Origin of the sequence: Chitinophaga terrae (ex Kim and Jung 2007), from assembly GCF_900107795.1 — a bacterium.
Classification (GTDB): domain Bacteria; phylum Bacteroidota; class Bacteroidia; order Chitinophagales; family Chitinophagaceae; genus Chitinophaga; species Chitinophaga terrae.
The window spans coordinates 77,132-93,540 of the sequence record NZ_FNRL01000004.1 but is presented as its reverse complement, the minus strand read 5'-3'; the positions used below and the strand labels follow the sequence as shown (position 1 = coordinate 93,540).

13 protein-coding genes are annotated in these 16,409 nt (G+C 46.4%); 5 read left to right on the top strand and 8 right to left on the bottom strand.

The annotated features are described in order from the left end of the window. The first annotated feature begins 259 nt into the window (after window positions 1-259). Window positions 260-2,080, top strand: coding sequence for an ABC transporter ATP-binding protein (locus BLV62_RS05635; RefSeq protein WP_089759570.1), 1,821 nt, complete (start codon window positions 260-262; stop codon window positions 2,078-2,080). Between the two features lie 207 nt (window positions 2,081-2,287). On the opposite strand, the gene BLV62_RS05630 is transcribed toward BLV62_RS05635, so the two are convergent. The 3 genes from BLV62_RS05630 to BLV62_RS05620 all read right to left on the bottom strand — a co-directional run bounded on the left by BLV62_RS05630 (window position 2,288) and on the right by BLV62_RS05620 (window position 5,867). Further along, window positions 2,288-3,091, bottom strand: a complete 804-nt coding sequence (locus tag BLV62_RS05630) for a glycosyltransferase family 2 protein (RefSeq protein WP_089759568.1) — start codon at window positions 3,089-3,091, stop codon at window positions 2,288-2,290. 412 nt (window positions 3,092-3,503) lie between these two features. Further along, window positions 3,504-5,009: a DNA/RNA non-specific endonuclease gene (locus BLV62_RS05625; RefSeq protein WP_089759566.1), complete on the bottom strand. Its 1,506-nt coding sequence runs from the start codon at window positions 5,007-5,009 to the stop codon at window positions 3,504-3,506. Window positions 5,010-5,552: 543 nt separating this feature from the next. Continuing rightward, window positions 5,553-5,867, bottom strand: coding sequence for a winged helix-turn-helix transcriptional regulator (locus BLV62_RS05620; protein WP_225889517.1), 315 nt, complete (start codon window positions 5,865-5,867; stop codon window positions 5,553-5,555). Window positions 5,868-6,077: 210 nt separating this feature from the next. On the opposite strand from BLV62_RS05620, the gene BLV62_RS05615 reads away from it, so the two are divergent. Further along, window positions 6,078-6,875 carry an SDR family oxidoreductase gene (locus BLV62_RS05615; RefSeq protein ID WP_089759562.1) on the top strand — a complete coding sequence of 266 codons (798 nt, stop codon included), beginning with the start codon at window positions 6,078-6,080 and terminating at the stop codon, window positions 6,873-6,875. 54 nt (window positions 6,876-6,929) lie between these two features. Here the strand turns inward: BLV62_RS05615 and BLV62_RS05610 are convergent, their stop codons facing one another. Continuing rightward, entirely contained in the window at window positions 6,930-7,835 is a 906-nt protein-coding gene (locus BLV62_RS05610; RefSeq protein ID WP_089759560.1) for an alpha/beta hydrolase family protein, read from the bottom strand. Between the two features lie 37 nt (window positions 7,836-7,872). Further along, window positions 7,873-9,606 carry a cellulase family glycosylhydrolase gene (locus BLV62_RS05605; protein WP_089759558.1) on the bottom strand — a complete coding sequence of 578 codons (1,734 nt, stop codon included), beginning with the start codon at window positions 9,604-9,606 and terminating at the stop codon, window positions 7,873-7,875. Window positions 9,607-9,943: 337 nt separating this feature from the next. On the opposite strand from BLV62_RS05605, the gene BLV62_RS05600 reads away from it, so the two are divergent. Then, window positions 9,944-11,176, top strand: coding sequence for a cation:proton antiporter (locus tag BLV62_RS05600; protein WP_089759556.1), 1,233 nt, complete (start codon window positions 9,944-9,946; stop codon window positions 11,174-11,176). A 96-nt stretch (window positions 11,177-11,272) separates the two neighbouring features. Here BLV62_RS05600 and BLV62_RS05595 read toward each other — a convergent pair whose 3' ends face one another. The 3 genes from BLV62_RS05595 to dusB all read right to left on the bottom strand — a co-directional run bounded on the left by BLV62_RS05595 (window position 11,273) and on the right by dusB (window position 13,899). Continuing rightward, complete coding sequence (locus tag BLV62_RS05595; RefSeq protein ID WP_089759554.1) at window positions 11,273-12,106, bottom strand: aldo/keto reductase; 834 nt, start codon at window positions 12,104-12,106, stop codon at window positions 11,273-11,275. Between the two features lie 103 nt (window positions 12,107-12,209). Beyond that, window positions 12,210-12,791: a nuclear transport factor 2 family protein gene (locus BLV62_RS05590; RefSeq protein WP_089759552.1), complete on the bottom strand. Its 582-nt coding sequence runs from the start codon at window positions 12,789-12,791 to the stop codon at window positions 12,210-12,212. A 70-nt stretch (window positions 12,792-12,861) separates the two neighbouring features. Continuing rightward, window positions 12,862-13,899, bottom strand: coding sequence for a tRNA dihydrouridine synthase DusB (dusB, locus tag BLV62_RS05585; RefSeq protein ID WP_089759550.1), 1,038 nt, complete (start codon window positions 13,897-13,899; stop codon window positions 12,862-12,864). 133 nt (window positions 13,900-14,032) lie between these two features. Here dusB and BLV62_RS05580 point away from each other — a divergent pair, with 133 nt between their 5' ends. Both BLV62_RS05580 and BLV62_RS05575 read left to right on the top strand, forming a co-directional pair. Next, window positions 14,033-15,418, top strand: coding sequence for a mercuric reductase (locus tag BLV62_RS05580; RefSeq protein ID WP_089759549.1), 1,386 nt, complete (start codon window positions 14,033-14,035; stop codon window positions 15,416-15,418). Between the two features lie 45 nt (window positions 15,419-15,463). After that, the gene (locus tag BLV62_RS05575; protein ID WP_089759547.1) at window positions 15,464-16,408 is read left to right on the top strand and encodes an ATP-binding cassette domain-containing protein; all 945 of its coding nucleotides are present in this window, start codon (window positions 15,464-15,466) and stop codon (window positions 16,406-16,408) included. The last annotated feature ends 1 nt before the right edge of the window (window position 16,409 follow it).

Sequence of the window (16,409 nt, the reverse complement as noted above, 5' to 3'; positions counted from 1 at the left end):
CAATTACCTGGCGGAAAAAAGATACACAGATACGTCAAAAGTTCCGCTGGTACTGCAAATCTTTTGTCAATTCCGGCAAAAGTGGCTATTTTTGCCCCCCGATTGCCATTGGATGGCTACTGGAAGGTGTGACGAATAATATTGCTTTTAAGTTATTGAAATATAAGTAATTAAAGCCTTAAGGAACCGCATCAGCATCGGTGCGGTTCTTTTTTATGTACGTAACACCTGATTGATCATAGCACGACATTTAACAAATATGAAGACGTACTTCCGACTTTTATCTTTCGCCAAACCTATTAACAAATTTGCCTTACCATACCTTTTTTGTACCCTGCTGGCCGTTCTTTTCAGTACATTGAACCTGGCATTACTTGCCCCATTGCTTGATACCTTATTTTCCAATAACGGAGGAGGCAAGGTAGCAGCGATGCCCGATAATTATTTCGCCATCTTCGATGTTTTTAAACACTATTCTACGCTGATCGCTGTGAAATACGGCAGGATGAAAAGTCTTGCGTTCGTATGTATGGGTATTGCCACTTCGGTGTTATTGGGAAACCTGTTCCGTTATTTCGCCGACCGGACTATGGAGAGCCTTCGTATCCAAACCTTGTTAAACCTGCGCCGTTCTGTGTTTAACAACGTAATGAACCTTCATCTTGGTTATTTCAGCAACGAAAGGAAAGGAGACATTATTTCGAAGATCGCTTCCGATGTACAAACCGTTCAATATACCGTTACCGCCACACTGCAGGTCCTGATCAAAGAACCTGCTACCCTCCTGGCTTACCTGGTAATGCTGTTCGTGATCTCCTATAAACTTACTTTGATGGCTATGTTGGTGATCCCCGTAGCCGGCCTGCTTATTTCAAGGATTGTTAGAAGATTGAGAGAAGAAGCAACTGCCTCGCACGAAACCTACGGCCTGATGATCAGCTACCTGGATGAAGCGCTGAACGGCATCAGGATCATCAAAGCATTCAACGCTGTCAACTTCATTACAGATCGTTTCGATAAACAAAACCAGAAGTATTCCAAGATCACCCGTTCCATGGCTAAACGCCAGCAACTGGCCTCGCCGGTTTCCGAAACCCTTGGCGTATTAATGGTTGCCTGCATCGTTTATTACGGCGGTTCCCTGATCATCAACAATGAAGGGAATATGAGCGGTTCCACGTTCGTGGTTTACATTGCCCTCTTCTCCCAGATCATGCGCCCTGCAAAAGCTATTTCAGGCGCGTTTACCAACATCCACTCCGGTATCGCAGCAGGTGAAAGGGTTTTACAGCTGATAGATGAGAAATCGAAAGTAGTGAATGCTCCTAATGCAATAACATTAACGGAATTCAAGGAAGCGATCCGTTTCGAGAATATCAACTTCTCTTACGCGGAAAAAGCTATCCTGAAAGATGTTAACCTGACTATTCCCAAAGGCGCTTCTGTAGCGCTGGTAGGCCCTTCCGGCGGCGGTAAATCCACCCTGATGGACCTCATCCCCCGGTTCATGGACCCCAACTCAGGCGCTGTCCTGTTCGACGGGCATAATATCAAAGATGTGACCATGGAGTCGCTCCGTTCGATGATGGGAATAGTGAACCAGGAATCCATCCTTTTCAACGATTCAATATTCAACAATATAGCTTTCGCCAAACCGGATGCCACCCAGGCAGAAGTAGAAGCAGCGGCAAGGATCGCAAATGCCCACGATTTTATTATGAATACGGAGCAGGGATATGAAACCAATATTGGCGATAAAGGTTCAAAATTATCCGGGGGGCAAAGACAACGTATCTGTATTGCACGCGCCGTATTAAGCAACCCGCCGCTGATGCTGCTGGATGAAGCTACCTCCGCTCTGGACACAGAGTCTGAAAAGATGGTACAGGAAGCCCTGAACAACCTGATGAAGAACCGTACTTCCCTGGTTATCGCGCACCGCCTGAGCACCATCCAAAACGCCGATATCATCGTAGTGCTGGACAACGGCAGGATCATCGAACAGGGCACCCACCAGGAACTGCTGAACAACAACGGCGTTTATAAGCGATTGATCGAAATGCAAACCTTCGCGAGTTGATTTCACGCAGAGGGGCTGAAAGCGGAGTTTCACGCAAAGAGGCAAAGACGCAAAGACGCAAAGAATTTTTTTTAGGAAGCAAAGAGAGCGAAGATTAACACAATCTTCGCTCTCTTTGCTTCCTTACTTTTCTTAATATAAATTCTTTGCGTCTTTGCGTCTTTGCCTCTTTGCGTGAAACTCCGCTTTCAGCCCCTTTGCGTGAAACTAAACCGCTTCGTGGCAATAATAGCCATTACGGCAGTAGGCTATTTTACGGTTCAGGGTATCGAGGTACACACGGTAATTGATGTTTTCCTGGGCGCGGCTGTTATACGGGTGATGCAGGTGATAACAAACTGCTTTCAGTTTGATCTTTTTCTGCAATAACCCGGAATTGATAAACCTGGCTGCCAGTTCAATATCTTCATGGCCCCAGCCTCTTAATTCGTTGTTATAGCCGTTTACGCGCAGGAAGTCGTCTTTCCAGAAGGCACAGTTGCAGCCGATCCAGTTCCTGCTTCGTTTGGTTCTCCTTATTACCAGCGGCGCAAAGAAAGGGAGGCGCAACGAATTAAAACGATTCCTGATACCTCTTCTAAAGCTGGATACCGGGCGGAAACCGTTCTTTAGATAATCCCTTGTAATTTCTTCCATCAGCAAAACCCGGCTTCCCCTGATATAATACCCTCTTTCCGCTTCCTTCAGATGATCGCTGATAAAAAGTTCATGCATCACAATATCTCCGTCTATTTCGATTATATATTCTGATTCTGTTCCTGTGATGGCCTGGTTAATGATCTGCGTTTTTCTGAAACCTTCATCCGGATGCCAGAAGTGCTTTACCGGGATATTGGTTTTTCTTCTGAATGCTTCAATCACCTGTCTGGTCGCCTCTCCGGAACCATCGTCGGCGATGATCACCTCGTCCGGGAGAACGGTTTGAACCAATACACTGTCTAACACTAATTTCAGGGCTTCAGGCCAGTTATAAGTTGTAACAAGCAGAGCTACCGACACTCTTTCAACCATATAGATAGTTATATATAATTAATGTTTAAGGCTTTGCACGATCAATATTGCAGGCTTAATAACGGTCATAGTTAGTAAATTATTTCAGTTTAATCGTGTTCCAGTCTTCCGGCCTTCCTTCGCACTACACATGCAATAACGAACGTTTTGTAGGTTTACCTTTACTAAATACTTACTTTATTAAGTGCATGCAATTACTCTCATTTACTAGATAAACGGATAATAATGAAAATAAGTTACAAGCACTTCGGTACTTTCAATAAAATTGTGCCAAAATTGGACTAGTTAGAATTAGTTTGTCAGATCTTATGGTCAATTTACTTAAATAAAAATATAACAAATTTATGCAATTTATAACATTATTAGCATAATTGCATAATAATTTTAGGAGACCTTTTCCGGCCCCGCTACCTCAATTTGCTCCTGTATCGATCTTCTTAACGAGCTCCTGGCGTACGCTGTCGGGGATTTTGTCAAAAATTTTATAGCCCGTCGCCTGCTCAATATTGGAGATGGAAGTCAGGTAGGCAGACCACCTGGCATTCACATCATTCCTGTTAGGAGTGTTCACCGCAATGATCCGGGTATGTTTGCTGATCCTTTTCAGGTCATTTCCTCCATCCGGCAATACCAGGATCACTTTCCAGATATGCGAAGGAACATTTATCCTGTTCCTGTCGATCTTTTTGCTGCTGCCATTGGCTCCTGTGCCGCCGCTTCCATAGCTGCCCATGACGATATATACCTCGTTGCCCTTCATTACAAGTTCCCGGGTATATTCTTCCAGGTTTTTCCATAAATGCTGGTTATGATTCGGCGCCTGCGGGATCATGTTGCTCATCAAAAACGTGGCCTCGTTGCCGGCCCTGTTGAATGTGCGGTCGCCCGACGGACAATTATGCCCGCGGTCAAACCCGCTGCCTTTATAGCTGTTCTCTGATACCTGGTACCAATTGGCAGGCAGATCGAAGTCCGGCCTGAAATTGTTCGCCCTGCCCATTTTCCCGATGTCCCGCCTGTCGACATGCCAGCTTACCCAGTTAGGCGTGGCTTTCTCCCGGTTATACGACAACTGGTAGTATTCCTTATCCATGAGATAATTATTCGCCATTACCAGGTCGCTGGCTGCCCCGCTGGGATTCCCCAACAGTAAATTATCATCATCTCCCGCTACCTTCTTATCGCCCGGTTTCGGCTCCGCTACCTTGCCTCCTGCTTCCACGGTGAGCATATCCAGGTTGATCCTGCCGCCCTCCCTGGATGTTTTCCTGACCTGGAAACGGATGTTGCCATCCGCATTCACCACGAATGTAGCGGTACGCAGGCTCCCTGCTTCAACCTTTACCGTTTCTCCCACTTTTATGAACCGCTGCCCCCTGTTGGATGAAGATAACAACTCCCACTCTCCTGCTTCATCGCTTCCATACATGGCATACTTCACGGTAACCGTAACAGCGCCTGAATAATTAATATCAAAGTTCATGGTTGCTGTTCCGTTATCACGCAACCGCAACGATTGTTTGCCTATTTTTTTATCTTCATTTCCATTACCCAGCACCGCATTTTTCAAAGACCACTGCCCCGTTTTCAACTCAACATTTTCGGAGTTGTAATTGGTTTTATGTCCCCATTCAAAGTCTTCTTTCAGCAATAGCGGAACAGCACTGGTTTGCGTACCAGCTCTATTATTGTTTTCCTTCTTGTGAGTTTTCTTATTGGGTTTTCCTTTAGGGGAGGATGGTTGCTCAGTACCTGGCTCCCGTTTGCCTGTAACGATCTGCCTGTTACAGGTGCTTACTACAAAAGCGGCAATGGCGAGTATAACGATAACGGCTAAACTGTTATAACCAACCTCATTTTGTTTCCCTTTCCCTTTTCCTTTTCCCTTCTGTATCCCTTTCTTTTTCCTCTGTGGCATATTACGAATCGAACGGGCGCGAATATACGATTTAGTTGTTTCACGCAAAGCTATGAGGAGGGAGTTTCACGCAAAGATGCAAAGTAGCAAAGCACGCAAAGAAATTTTTTAAGGAAATAAGAAGGCAAAGAGAATAAGTGATTGTGTTGTTTAATAAACCCACTCTTCTCTTTGCTTCTTAAAATTCGCTTCTGTCAAAAATTTCTTTGCGTGCTTTGCTACTTTGCATCTTTGCGTGAAACTCCCCTGACCGGTTTTAGCAAATAATTGACCCAAACCCGCATCTCAGCCAGCTACATCTGTGCTAGTTTTGCGGTCATACATTCCAGCTGACAAGATGAATTGAACGGGTACTAAGATCAATGCCTGCAATGCAGGAAGACACCAGCTGGCATGTAAGGCTGAAGAAACAACGGAACCATGCTTAGAACAGTGCCCGATCGTAAATAGTGTGTAGGGTGACGAGAAAAAGAAAAAGGGGTGCCTCAAAACGGCGCCCCTTTTTACTTTGTGCTCTCTGGAGCGTTGTTGTTTCAAGTATATTTATCGGTGAGCCCGTGCAGCACTGCGCTTATGTTGGGTTATAGCTTCATGCATTTTGCTTCCCAGTTCGGTCATCGCCATCAAAACAGGAATAACTGTCTGACCGATCTCGCTCAGTTCGTACTCAACACGCGGCGGCTTCTCACTGTAGCTGTGCCGGATGATCAACCCATCTTCCTCTAATTCCTTCAGTTGCTCTGTTAATATTTTACGGGAGATATCCGGTATCTGCACTGCCAGCTTTCCAAACCGAACCGCTCCGTTTAACAGCCGCCCGAGGATTATGGGCTTCCACTTCCCGCCGATGTAGCTCATCGTATGAACGATAGGGCAGGTGGAGGTATGTGTTTCGAATTTCTTCATTAGTTACATGAATGTTACCACTTTTCGGCTTTTAGTTACATAAACGTTACCGCCAATTAGGGCTGTGAGAATAATCACAAGCAACAGTTTTAGTTACTTTATGAAACTAAAGTAAATCTAATTTTTCGGTTAACGAAAATCATGTAATTAAAAACATAAGGCATGGAAAACAAACCAACAACAAATAGGGTATTAACAGGTAAAATTGCCCTGGTAACAGGGGGAACCAAAGGAATCGGCAAAGCGATTGTCAGTAAGCTGGCAGACGCAGGTGCAACGGTTGTTGTCACCGCCCGAAATCAACCGGCAGAACAGCATGCTGCTTATACCTTCATTGCTGCCGACTTATCACGGGCTGAAGAGGTGACTAAAGTAGCCAATATCATCAATGAGCAATTCGGGCGCATAGATATACTCATCAACAATATGGGAGCCAACACATTTCCGGGAGGAGGATTCAGCACGCTGACCGACGAAGACTGGACTCAGGCCCTGCAGGTCAACCTGCTTTCTTCGGTGCGCCTCGACAGGGCTTTGCTGCCCAAAATGCTCGAGCAGGAAAGCGGTGTGATCATCCACGTATCGTCCACCAGCAGCCAGTTCCCGATATGGGAGTCTACTATGGCCTATAGCGCCGCAAAATCTGCACTGAACACTTATAGCAAAGCATTGGCTACCGAAGTAGCCGGAAAAGGTGTGAGAGTGATCACCGTGTCTCCCGGTTTAAATAAAACAGAGGCGATGACTGCCTTCCTGGAAGATTACGCAAAACAGGCAGGCATTACAGTAGAGGAAATGACCGGAAAACTTTTCCAGAGAGTTGGCGGCGTTCCGTTGGGAAGAATGGCCGTTCCCGAAGAAACGGCCGAACTGATCTACTTCCTGGTTACACCAGCCGCCTCCTATATCACCGGCGCAAACCTGGTTATCGACGGAGGCAATTTCCCGGTAGTTAATTAAATATTTAAGAACGAAAGGCGAAACAGGTGTCTCAAAAGTATTTGAGACGCCTGTTTACTTTTTGCTGATAGCATCCAGTATGTAAGCTCTTACATTATTAAACTGCTCGCCCAGCGTAGATCCATGGGCATTATTGGTTGGAATATTTGTTACCATCACATGCCGGTTGCTTTTAACAGGCACTCCTGGCTCTACCATCAGCGTATCGGGAATATTGGTCTTGCGCAATGCCTGCACATCCTTTAACTGGTAATCATAAACATATGAGTCCTGCAAATGCAGGAAGGCATAGTATTTATCCGCAGGTGTTACGCTTTTCTGCCGTTGCCATGGCGCGGGCATCTGGAAGTTCTGCAGGTAATCCTGCGGGCCCGATAACATCATTACTCCCTTCACCGGGTAATGCAGCCCTATAAAGCCTGCGTGGCCAGCGCCCTGGGAATGGCCGGAAGCGATGATCCGTTCCCATCTTGGTTTTCCATTCTTCACAAAATTCTTCCAACCTCCTTTTGCATCATGCGCCGCCAGGTAGTTCAGCGCCGCCGTGATCCTGTTCAGCAAACTATTTACTGAATCCACTTCCACTTTATCGCTCACCGGGCGTCCGTAAAAGATCTCTTCCCTGAAATGATCAAAACAAGTACTGTCTTCACTCTTAGAACATACAGTAGTAACCACCTGGTTCACATAATCAAGCGCCAGCACATGATAGCCCATAGCGGCATAGCTGCTGTCCAGCGATCTGAAATGAATGGCAGTACCTCCCGTTCCCGGCACCATGAGGATGAGCAAATTCTTACTTTTTCCAACAGGCTCGGCAACCTGGTGGCCAGAATGTACATCTTTGATTCCCGCCTGTGTTGCTGAAGGCGCTAATTCTGATAATTTTACCTGCGCAGTTGCGGCAATGCTTGCCAGCGTAAAACCTGCGGCCAGGATGGGTTTAAAAATCTGAAACATAGATAGGCTCACTTTAGCGCTAATATAGCCTGAAAGATTATGGTTTCGAAACTAAAATATCTTTAAACCGGCATCCGCCGCTTGTAAAAACAATTTTAAGTCGATGCAATCCCTTTGTGAACTTCAGGTTACGTACCGGTATGGTTTGCCAGCCCTGACCCGGCACCGCTACTCCCGCCGCTATCACTTTATCATTGTCGAGTACATCAAACTTAGGCGACCTGTTCTCTCCATCCGCCGCCATCGTGAATTGCAGATCAAAAGTACCGCCCTTCCCGGCGTTTAAGGTATACTGCAGCCATTCATTATCTTCTACCTGAAAAACATAATAATCCTCTCCCTCCTTCCTGATATCCACTCCATCATTCCTGTAAGCATATCCCCTGTTTCCCTGGGTATTAACGCCAGGGGTATAATGATAGCTGGCTGTATCGGCGTCGGCATAGGCAGATAAATTCCTTCCAAGATCATAATCTACCGCTTTGATCAGGGATCTGTCTTCAATCCAATGCGTTTTAAAAGGAATAGCCTCGGCAGACCTGACCTGCCTGAACATGGCATCGGTTACATCAGGGTGATAAATATTATTTTCTATCCTGGTATTGTTCACAAACTCTTTCAGCGACCGGTATGCTTCCTCTGCCGAAGGCGCCGGCGCTTTGCCGCTCCAGTAATCCAGGATAGCCTGGTATCCCGGCGCGTTCTTTATTTCAAGCGGGTTGTTGATCCCCATTTTCTTCAATTGCCACCACGCCCAGCCAATATGCTGCTCCTCTGCCATACTAATGGTGTTGGTGAACCAGGTATTAGAGTTCTCTCCTGATTCTCCCAGCCAGATGGGCACATTGTAAGTTTCTCTCAGGTCCAGGAATTGCCGGATGGTAGGGATGGTCGTAAAATTTCCATACTTATGAAAACTCAACACCATGTTATCATCCCAGGGCGGCATAATTCCCCTGTAATTATTCCCGAACCCATTACCCTCAATGATAATGATATGCTTCTTGTCCACTTCCCTGATGGCGGCTGTGATATCCTGCATCAGCTGCTTCAACGGCTTATTCTGCGTTTCCTTTGTTCCTCTTGTATCTTCCTTGTCTTCAAATCCCCAGTTGGGTTCATTGATAATATCGTACCCTCCTATCCAGGGTTCGTTGGCATATCTTTCCGCCAGCTTCCTCCATAATGCGATGGTCTTGCTCCTATTGGCCTCACTTTCCCACAACGAGGGCTGGTCGGGATGCCGGTCGGAGATCGGCAGGTCGTTTCCTTGTCCGCCCGGCGCCGCATGCAGATCTAAAATGAGATAGATCTTGTTGGCCTTGCACCAGCCGAGCAAAGAATCCGTTAATGCAAACCCTTTTTCCAACCAGGTATTTTGTCCCGGTGTTGGTTCATCGGCTACCGGAAGCGTGTACAGGTTAAAGTGCATGGGTAAACGAACAGAATTAAATCCCCAGGCGGCCAGCGAGTCAATATCTCTCCTGGTTGTATGGTTATTCAGCCAGTCATTGTATAACTCTTCCGTTTTTTCAGGTCCTACCAGTTCCCGGATCTTCTCTTTTATCCTGTACTGCTGCCCGATATTTCCCAGCCTGAACATATAACCTTCCTGCAGCATCCATCCTCCCAGGCCCATTCCCCGGAGTATCACTTCTTTTCCCTGTTCGTCTACTATGATCTTATCTTTTGCTTTCAGGAATCCCTGTCCTTTTACCGCGTTAAATAATAAAACAGCTATCAATACAAATGCGTGGAATTTTCTTAGCATATTCTTTTTTGATTTGCTGACAAGATCTGTAATTAAATCTGAAATCCTGCGCCCTGCTACCCCTTCATTTCCACTACACGCGGTTCTAAACCGCTGAATTTTAATACATTTTACTACTACATCACTACATCAACGCCCGGTTATCTTCCTGTCCCATCCAAATTAAAATGCTCTTAAAATTCAACGAAAATGCTGGGTTTTCTAACGATGATCCGCGGGTAACGCTGATCTGTGGAGGGTCTCCGGCATTTTTTTATTATCTTTAACCGTCTCAGCAAGTATTGTAGCATTTATATTTTAGGAACCTGATTATTTAACCGGCATTATTCGATTGCTTATGAACACTTTTACGTTAATAACGGCTTTAGTTACTATTAGCGCATTGATTTCCTACATCAATAACCGATTTATCAAACTACCCGGAACCATTGGGGTGATCGTAGTTTCTTTGTTGTTGTCTGTACTGATCCTGCTAACAGGTAAGATATTTCCTGACGCATTTACTTTTATCAAAGACCTGACAAATGGAATTGATTTTACAGGAGTATTGCTGGATGTCATGCTTGGCTTCCTGCTGTTTGCCAGCGCCCTGCATTTCGATGTAAATAAACTAAGGGAACAACGGTATCCCGTCTTGGTATTGAGTACTATCGGGGTAGTGGGCAGCACTTTTGTTTTTGGTTTTCTTTTGCATTATGCCGCTGAAATGCTGCATATTGATCTGCCGCTGATCTATTGCCTCCTGTTCGGCGCACTGATCTCGCCAACCGATCCTGTAGCGGTATTGTCGATCCTGAAAAAGTCGAAAGTTCCTTCCTCCCTGGAAACCATTATCGGCGGAGAATCGCTGCTGAACGATGGTACAGGCATTCTCCTTTTCGTGATCCTGAAAGAAGTGGCGGAACAGTCGCATGCTCATGTTACCCTGGCGCACACGGCGGAAGTTTTTGCCCAGGAAGTATTTGGAGGCATCCTGCTGGGAGTTGTTTCTGCTATTGTCGCCTACCAGACGATGAAACGGGTAGATGATTTCCAGATCATTGTAATGGTGTCATTGTCTATGGTGATGGTGATCTCGGTACTGGGAGCCATGTTGCATGTATCTATCCCCCTGGCGGCGGTTTCAGCAGGCCTGATCCTGGGCAACACTTCCCTGGGCGCCAGGCAATCGGAAGAAATGCAGCATTATTTCCATAACGTCTGGAGCCTGATAGATGAATTACTGAACACCATACTTTTCGTGATGATAGGGTTGCAGATAGTGATAATGCCTTACTTCAGCCACTATTGGCTCATCGGCCTGCTGGCTACCTTGTTTGTACTGATCGCAAGGGCGCTGAGCATCACTGTGCCGGCAGCGGTATTGAAACGCACGCTCGACATGAATTACAACAGCATCGCCATCCTGGTATGGGCCGGGCTTCGCGGGGGTATCAGCGTAGCGCTGGCATTGTCGCTGCCCGACTCTCCCTACAAAGAAACTATTCTCTCCGCCAGCTACTTCGTTGTGTTGTTCTCCATCATAGTACAGGGGCTCACCCTAAAGAAGGTAGTTGACCGGTTCGCGTAAAAAAACATAAAAAGAGGCTGCATTAAAAGCAATTCAGCGGCGTTTCGTATAGCCGTTAAGATACTTTTAATGCAGCCTTTCTAAATGATATCCTGATTAGAAATTAAAGTTAGCAGGATCAGGTCCTATGCGCTCGCCCCTGTCCAGGCTTGAGATCTTGTCTACATCTTCTTCGCTGATCTCAAAATTCCAAAGCCCGGCATTGGAAATGATCCTGTCCTGCCTGATGCTCTTAGGAATGGTGACTACTCCCTTCTGTAGATCCCATCTTAAAACCAGTTGAGGAATGGTTACTTTATATTTTTCCGCCAGTTCCTTCAGCAAGGGGATCTCGAATATCTTGCCCTGCATCAGCGGGCTCCAGGCCTCGTACTGGATTTTATGCTGGTTGCAGAAATCCAGCAATGGCTGCTGCACCAGGTAAGGATGGAATTCCAGCTGGTTAACCATGGGCACCACGTCAGCCGATTGCAGCAGGTCCTCCAGGTGCGGTTGCAGGAAATTGCTGACGCCAATCGCTTTCACGCGTCCGTCTGCATATAATTTCTCCAGGGCTTTCCAGGTATCTTTGTATTTGCCTTTTACAGGCCAGTGGATCAGGTAAAGGTCCAGGTAAGTCGTTTTCAGCTTCTGCAGGGAAGTATCAAAGGCTTTTAATGTGCTGTCGTACCCCTGATCTGCGTTCCATACTTTGCTGGTAAGGAAAATATCTTTCCTGTTGGTTTTATTCTGTTCAATTGCCAATCCAACCCCCTCTTCATTCTGGTAGATGGCCGCTGTGTCGATATGCCTGTATCCTGCATCCAGTGCGTAGGTTACAGAATCGATCACTTCCTTGCCTTCTTTTGTCTTGAATACACCTAATCCGAAGTAGGGCATTTTTACTCCGTTAGCGAGGGTAACTGTACCGTTAATGTCTGTTATTTGCATAACTCTCTTTTTTTCCGGAAACAACAGGTTTCCAAATTTGTTTTAAAAGATCAGATATTCGGTACAAAGCTAGTAACCATGATCACTGATGCCAAGAATTTTTTTAGAGGGAGATGGTGCTGTCCATCGCTGCATCTTTATAAAAATACTTAACCAGCCTGCTGTCAGGCAATGTATACAACCTGGTGATCAGCCACTGCCCTTCTTTGTATACCAGGCTGCCTTTGTAGGAACCTACAGACATGAGTTGTATCTGCCCGGTTTCCAGGTCGGTCCATAAACAGGAGCCGTACATGCTTACGTTGATAGTATCGTTATTGCCCGGCTTAACCTGCAGGTTGGTGAGCATATGCCTTGGCTGGTAATGCGAGTTCTTTGTACTTTCCAATAAGGTGTTGATCTTGGCTTTCCAGTTTTCTTTTCCCTTTAGCCTGATGTTATCGATATTTCCTTCGATGCTGTCGTCCATAAACTCCAGGCATTTATCGAGCTTCCCGTTATCGAAATGCTCGCAAAAGCTGTATATCACGTGTTCAATTAACTGCTTGTCTTTAAACCTGACGTAATTCGTATAGGCGGAAGCGGAGGAGATGGTATCGGGAGCCGCTGTATTTTTAGGATGCTGGTTGCCAGCATTACATGAGAAGAGGGCAATAGCGGTAAGGAACAATACTAATTTCTGCATCAGTTGAATTTTATGATATAACAAAACGATCGAATAATAAGTTTTGTTATATCATAAAATTCCTGATTATTTACAAGGGGCATTTCTGGTGATAATCGATGATTTCAATAGAGGTATTTTCGATCTGGATTCCCTTATAATGGGCTTCTATCTCGTCCAATACCTCTTCTACTTCCGGAACGGTTTTCAGGGTAACCAGGCGGCTTCTGAATTGCTTGATATCCGGTAATCCTTTCAGGTAGTTGGCATAACAGCCGCGCATTTCGTTGATCCCCTGCACGGGCCCTTTCCATTCAACAGAGAGGCGCAGGTGCCGTTTGCTGACAGCGATCCTTTCTTCCAGGGTTGGACCAGCCATTAACTCGCCTGTTTTCACATAGTGTTTTATTTCCCGGAACAGCCATGGATAGCCGATGACCGCGCGTCCTATCATGATACCATCCACACCGTACCTGTTCTTGTATTCGACCGCTTTCTGCGGGCTATTGATATCCCCGTTTCCGAAAATGGGGATCTTGATACGGGGGTTGTTCTTCACTTTTCCTATCAGCTCCCAGTCGGCCTGGCCCTTGTACATCTGGCTGCGTGTCCGGCCGTGGATAGAAAGCGCTTTTATGCCCACATCCTGCAGGCGTTCCGCTACTTCTTCAATATTCTTCGAATTCTCATCCCATCCCAGGCGGGTTTTAACCGTAACGGGCAAACTGGTAGCCTTCACACAGGCAGCGGTTAACCTTACCATCAGGTCCAGGTCTTTTAAAACGCCGGCCCCGGCGCCTCTTCCGGCTACCTTTTTTACAGGACAACCGAAATTAATATCCAGCAGGTCTGGTTGTGTAACATCCACTATTTTAGCTGCCATAGCCAGGCTATCCTCGTCTCCTCCGAAGATCTGGATGCCTACCGGGCGCTCATAGTCAAAAATGTCAAGTTTCTTTTTGCATTTGATCGCATCCCTGATCAACCCTTCACTTGAGATAAATTCTGTATACATGAGATCTGCTCCCGCTTCCTTGCAGACGGCGCGGAAAGGAGGATCACTGACGTCTTCCATTGGCGCAAGCAGCAATGGAAAATCAGGCAGTTGTATATTATCGATTTTTACCAATTTCGATCAGTTTTAAGAAGCGCAAAGATACAGAACCTGCGGGGATTTATATTAAAATAACCTGCTGATTCACAATTTTTAGTTACATTCCGTTGGTATAATCTTTGGCATTGGCACTCAAAACCCCGTAACCATGCAAAAATTTGACGCCATTATCATTGGTTCCGGCCAGGGAGGCACTCCGCTCGCCGGAAAGCTGGCCGCCAAAGGCTGGAAAACCGCAATAATAGAACAGCGTTATGTTGGCGGTACCTGCATCAATGATGGATGTACGCCTACCAAAGCAATGATCGCATGCGCAGAAGTAGCGAATACAGTGCTGCACAGCAACAGGTGGGGAGTTCACTGCGTAGGTTTCAATGTTGATATGCCGTTTGTTGTCGGAAGAAAAAACAACATTGTTGAAGAGTTCCGGAATGGGATAAATACCCGGCTGGATGAAACTCCCAACCTCACGCTCTTTATGGGTACGGCGGTGTTTACAGGCCCTAAAAGCATAAAGGTGATGGGGGAAGAATTGGGAGAAGAACATAAACTGGCAGCAGAATATATATTTATCAATACAGGCACAACCCCGTATATCCCGCCCATCAAGGGAATCGATAAGGTGCCTTATCTTACCTCTACTACAATTCTTGACCAGGTGGTGGTTCCTAAAGAACTGATCATTCTCGGGGGCAGCTATGTGGCGCTGGAATTAGGACAATTATACCTCCGCCTGGGCAGCAGCGTGATAATACTGGAAGCCGCTTCCCAACTGCTCTCCAAAGAAGACCCCGATGTTTCAGTCGTTATCCGGAATATGCTGGAACAGGAAGGTATGCAGATCCATACCAATGCCAGTGCAACCGAGGTAAGTAAAACAGATAATTCTATCGCTGTAACGGCCACCATAGAAGGCAAACCGCAAACCCTGCAAGGCACTCATTTATTGGTAGCTACCGGGCGCAAACCGCAAACAGCGGCGCTGGAACTGCATAAAACCAATGTGCTCACAAACGACAAAGGCTTTATACAAGTGAATGAAAAGCTGGAAACCAGCGCACCTGGCATATATGCGCTGGGCGACGTGAACGGGGGACCTGCATTCACACATATCTCCTATAACGATCACCTTCTTGTTTACAAGAACCTGTTCGAGAGCGCCAATCTTTCAACCAAAGACAGGCAGCTCCCCTACTGCATGTTCACCGATCCGCAACTGGGAAGAATAGGCTTATCTGAACAGGCCGCCCTGAAAAAAGGATTGCCGTTCAAAGTCGCCAAACTGCCGATGAATAAAGTAGCGAGGGCTGTTGAAACCGGCCATATAACAGGATTTATCAAGGCATTGGTCCATGAGTACGATAACACCATACTGGGCGCCGCCATTATCGGGAAAGAAGGCGGAGAACTGGTGTCTGTTCTGCAAATGGCAATGCTCGGAGGTATAACGGCAACGCAAGTACGAGATATGATATTCGCGCATCCTTTGTATGCAGAATCCCTGAATAATTTATTTATGTCGCTGGACCAATAGCGCGTCAATATGCGCATATTTTTCCTCATCCCTGTTTTATCTGTCATGATCCAAGTATCGCATGTCACAAAATTTTTTGATTCCGGAGCAACTGCAGTGAAAGATGTATCCTTTGAAGTGAAAGAAGGAGAAACGCTGGTGTTGCTGGGCACCAGCGGCGGAGGCAAAACCACTACATTGAGGATGATCAACCGCCTGATAGAACCTGATGAAGGCAGTATTTCCATCGATGGTAAGGATATCAGACAACTGCAGCCCACTTACCTGAGAAGGAAAATTGGTTATGTGCTGCAGAACACAGGCTTGTTCCCTCATTATACCGTCCTGGAAAATATCGGCGTAGTGCCGCAACTGCTGAAATGGGAAAAAACCGCCATTGAAAAGCGTTCCAGGTCTCTCATGGAGAAGCTGAGACTTTCGCCGGCTGAGTATGCGCATGTATACCCCCACCAGTTAAGCGGCGGGCAGCAACAACGGGTAGGCCTGGCAAGGGCCCTGGCCGCAGACCCTCCTATCCTGCTGATGGATGAGCCTTTCGGCGCACTGGACCCGCTCACCCGTATCAACGTGCGCCAGGAATTCAGGAAACTGGATGAGCTGCATAACAAGATCGTAATTCTCGTTACGCATGATGTAGAAGAAGCATTTGAACTGGGTACCCGGATAGGACTGATGAACCAGGGAAGCATGCAGCAGTTGGGCACGCCCAAAGACCTTTTGTTCAGGCCAGCCAATGCCTTTGTGCAACAATTCCTGCAACCCAAACAATTTGAGCTTGAACTGAAAACATTACTGGTGGAAGATATTATCAACTGGCTCCCGGATACGACCAACGGCAGCCCGGACCTGACCCTGGAACCAGGCAACAGTTGCTGGGAAGCGCTGGCGGCGGGCATAAATGAATCGGTTGTTCAATACAACGGCCAACAGAAGCTGGTAAATGGCAACACCATACTGGAAGCGATCGCACGTTACAAAAAAGCATTATAGC

Coding starts and splice junctions, on each gene's coding strand:
- BLV62_RS05635 (WP_089759570.1), top strand. CDS start 260: ATGAAGACGTACTTCCGACTTTTATCTTTCGCCAAACCTATTAACAAA.
- BLV62_RS05630 (WP_089759568.1), bottom strand. CDS start 3,091: ATGGTTGAAAGAGTGTCGGTAGCTCTGCTTGTTACAACTTATAACTGG.
- BLV62_RS05625 (WP_089759566.1), bottom strand. CDS start 5,009: ATGCCACAGAGGAAAAAGAAAGGGATACAGAAGGGAAAAGGAAAAGGG.
- BLV62_RS05620 (WP_225889517.1), bottom strand. CDS start 5,867: ATGAGCTACATCGGCGGGAAGTGGAAGCCCATAATCCTCGGGCGGCTG.
- BLV62_RS05615 (WP_089759562.1), top strand. CDS start 6,078: ATGGAAAACAAACCAACAACAAATAGGGTATTAACAGGTAAAATTGCC.
- BLV62_RS05610 (WP_089759560.1), bottom strand. CDS start 7,835: ATGTTTCAGATTTTTAAACCCATCCTGGCCGCAGGTTTTACGCTGGCA.
- BLV62_RS05605 (WP_089759558.1), bottom strand. CDS start 9,606: ATGCTAAGAAAATTCCACGCATTTGTATTGATAGCTGTTTTATTATTT.
- BLV62_RS05600 (WP_089759556.1), top strand. CDS start 9,944: ATGAACACTTTTACGTTAATAACGGCTTTAGTTACTATTAGCGCATTG.
- BLV62_RS05595 (WP_089759554.1), bottom strand. CDS start 12,106: ATGCAAATAACAGACATTAACGGTACAGTTACCCTCGCTAACGGAGTA.
- BLV62_RS05590 (WP_089759552.1), bottom strand. CDS start 12,791: ATGCAGAAATTAGTATTGTTCCTTACCGCTATTGCCCTCTTCTCATGT.
- BLV62_RS05580 (WP_089759549.1), top strand. CDS start 14,033: ATGCAAAAATTTGACGCCATTATCATTGGTTCCGGCCAGGGAGGCACT.
- BLV62_RS05575 (WP_089759547.1), top strand. CDS start 15,464: ATGATCCAAGTATCGCATGTCACAAAATTTTTTGATTCCGGAGCAACT.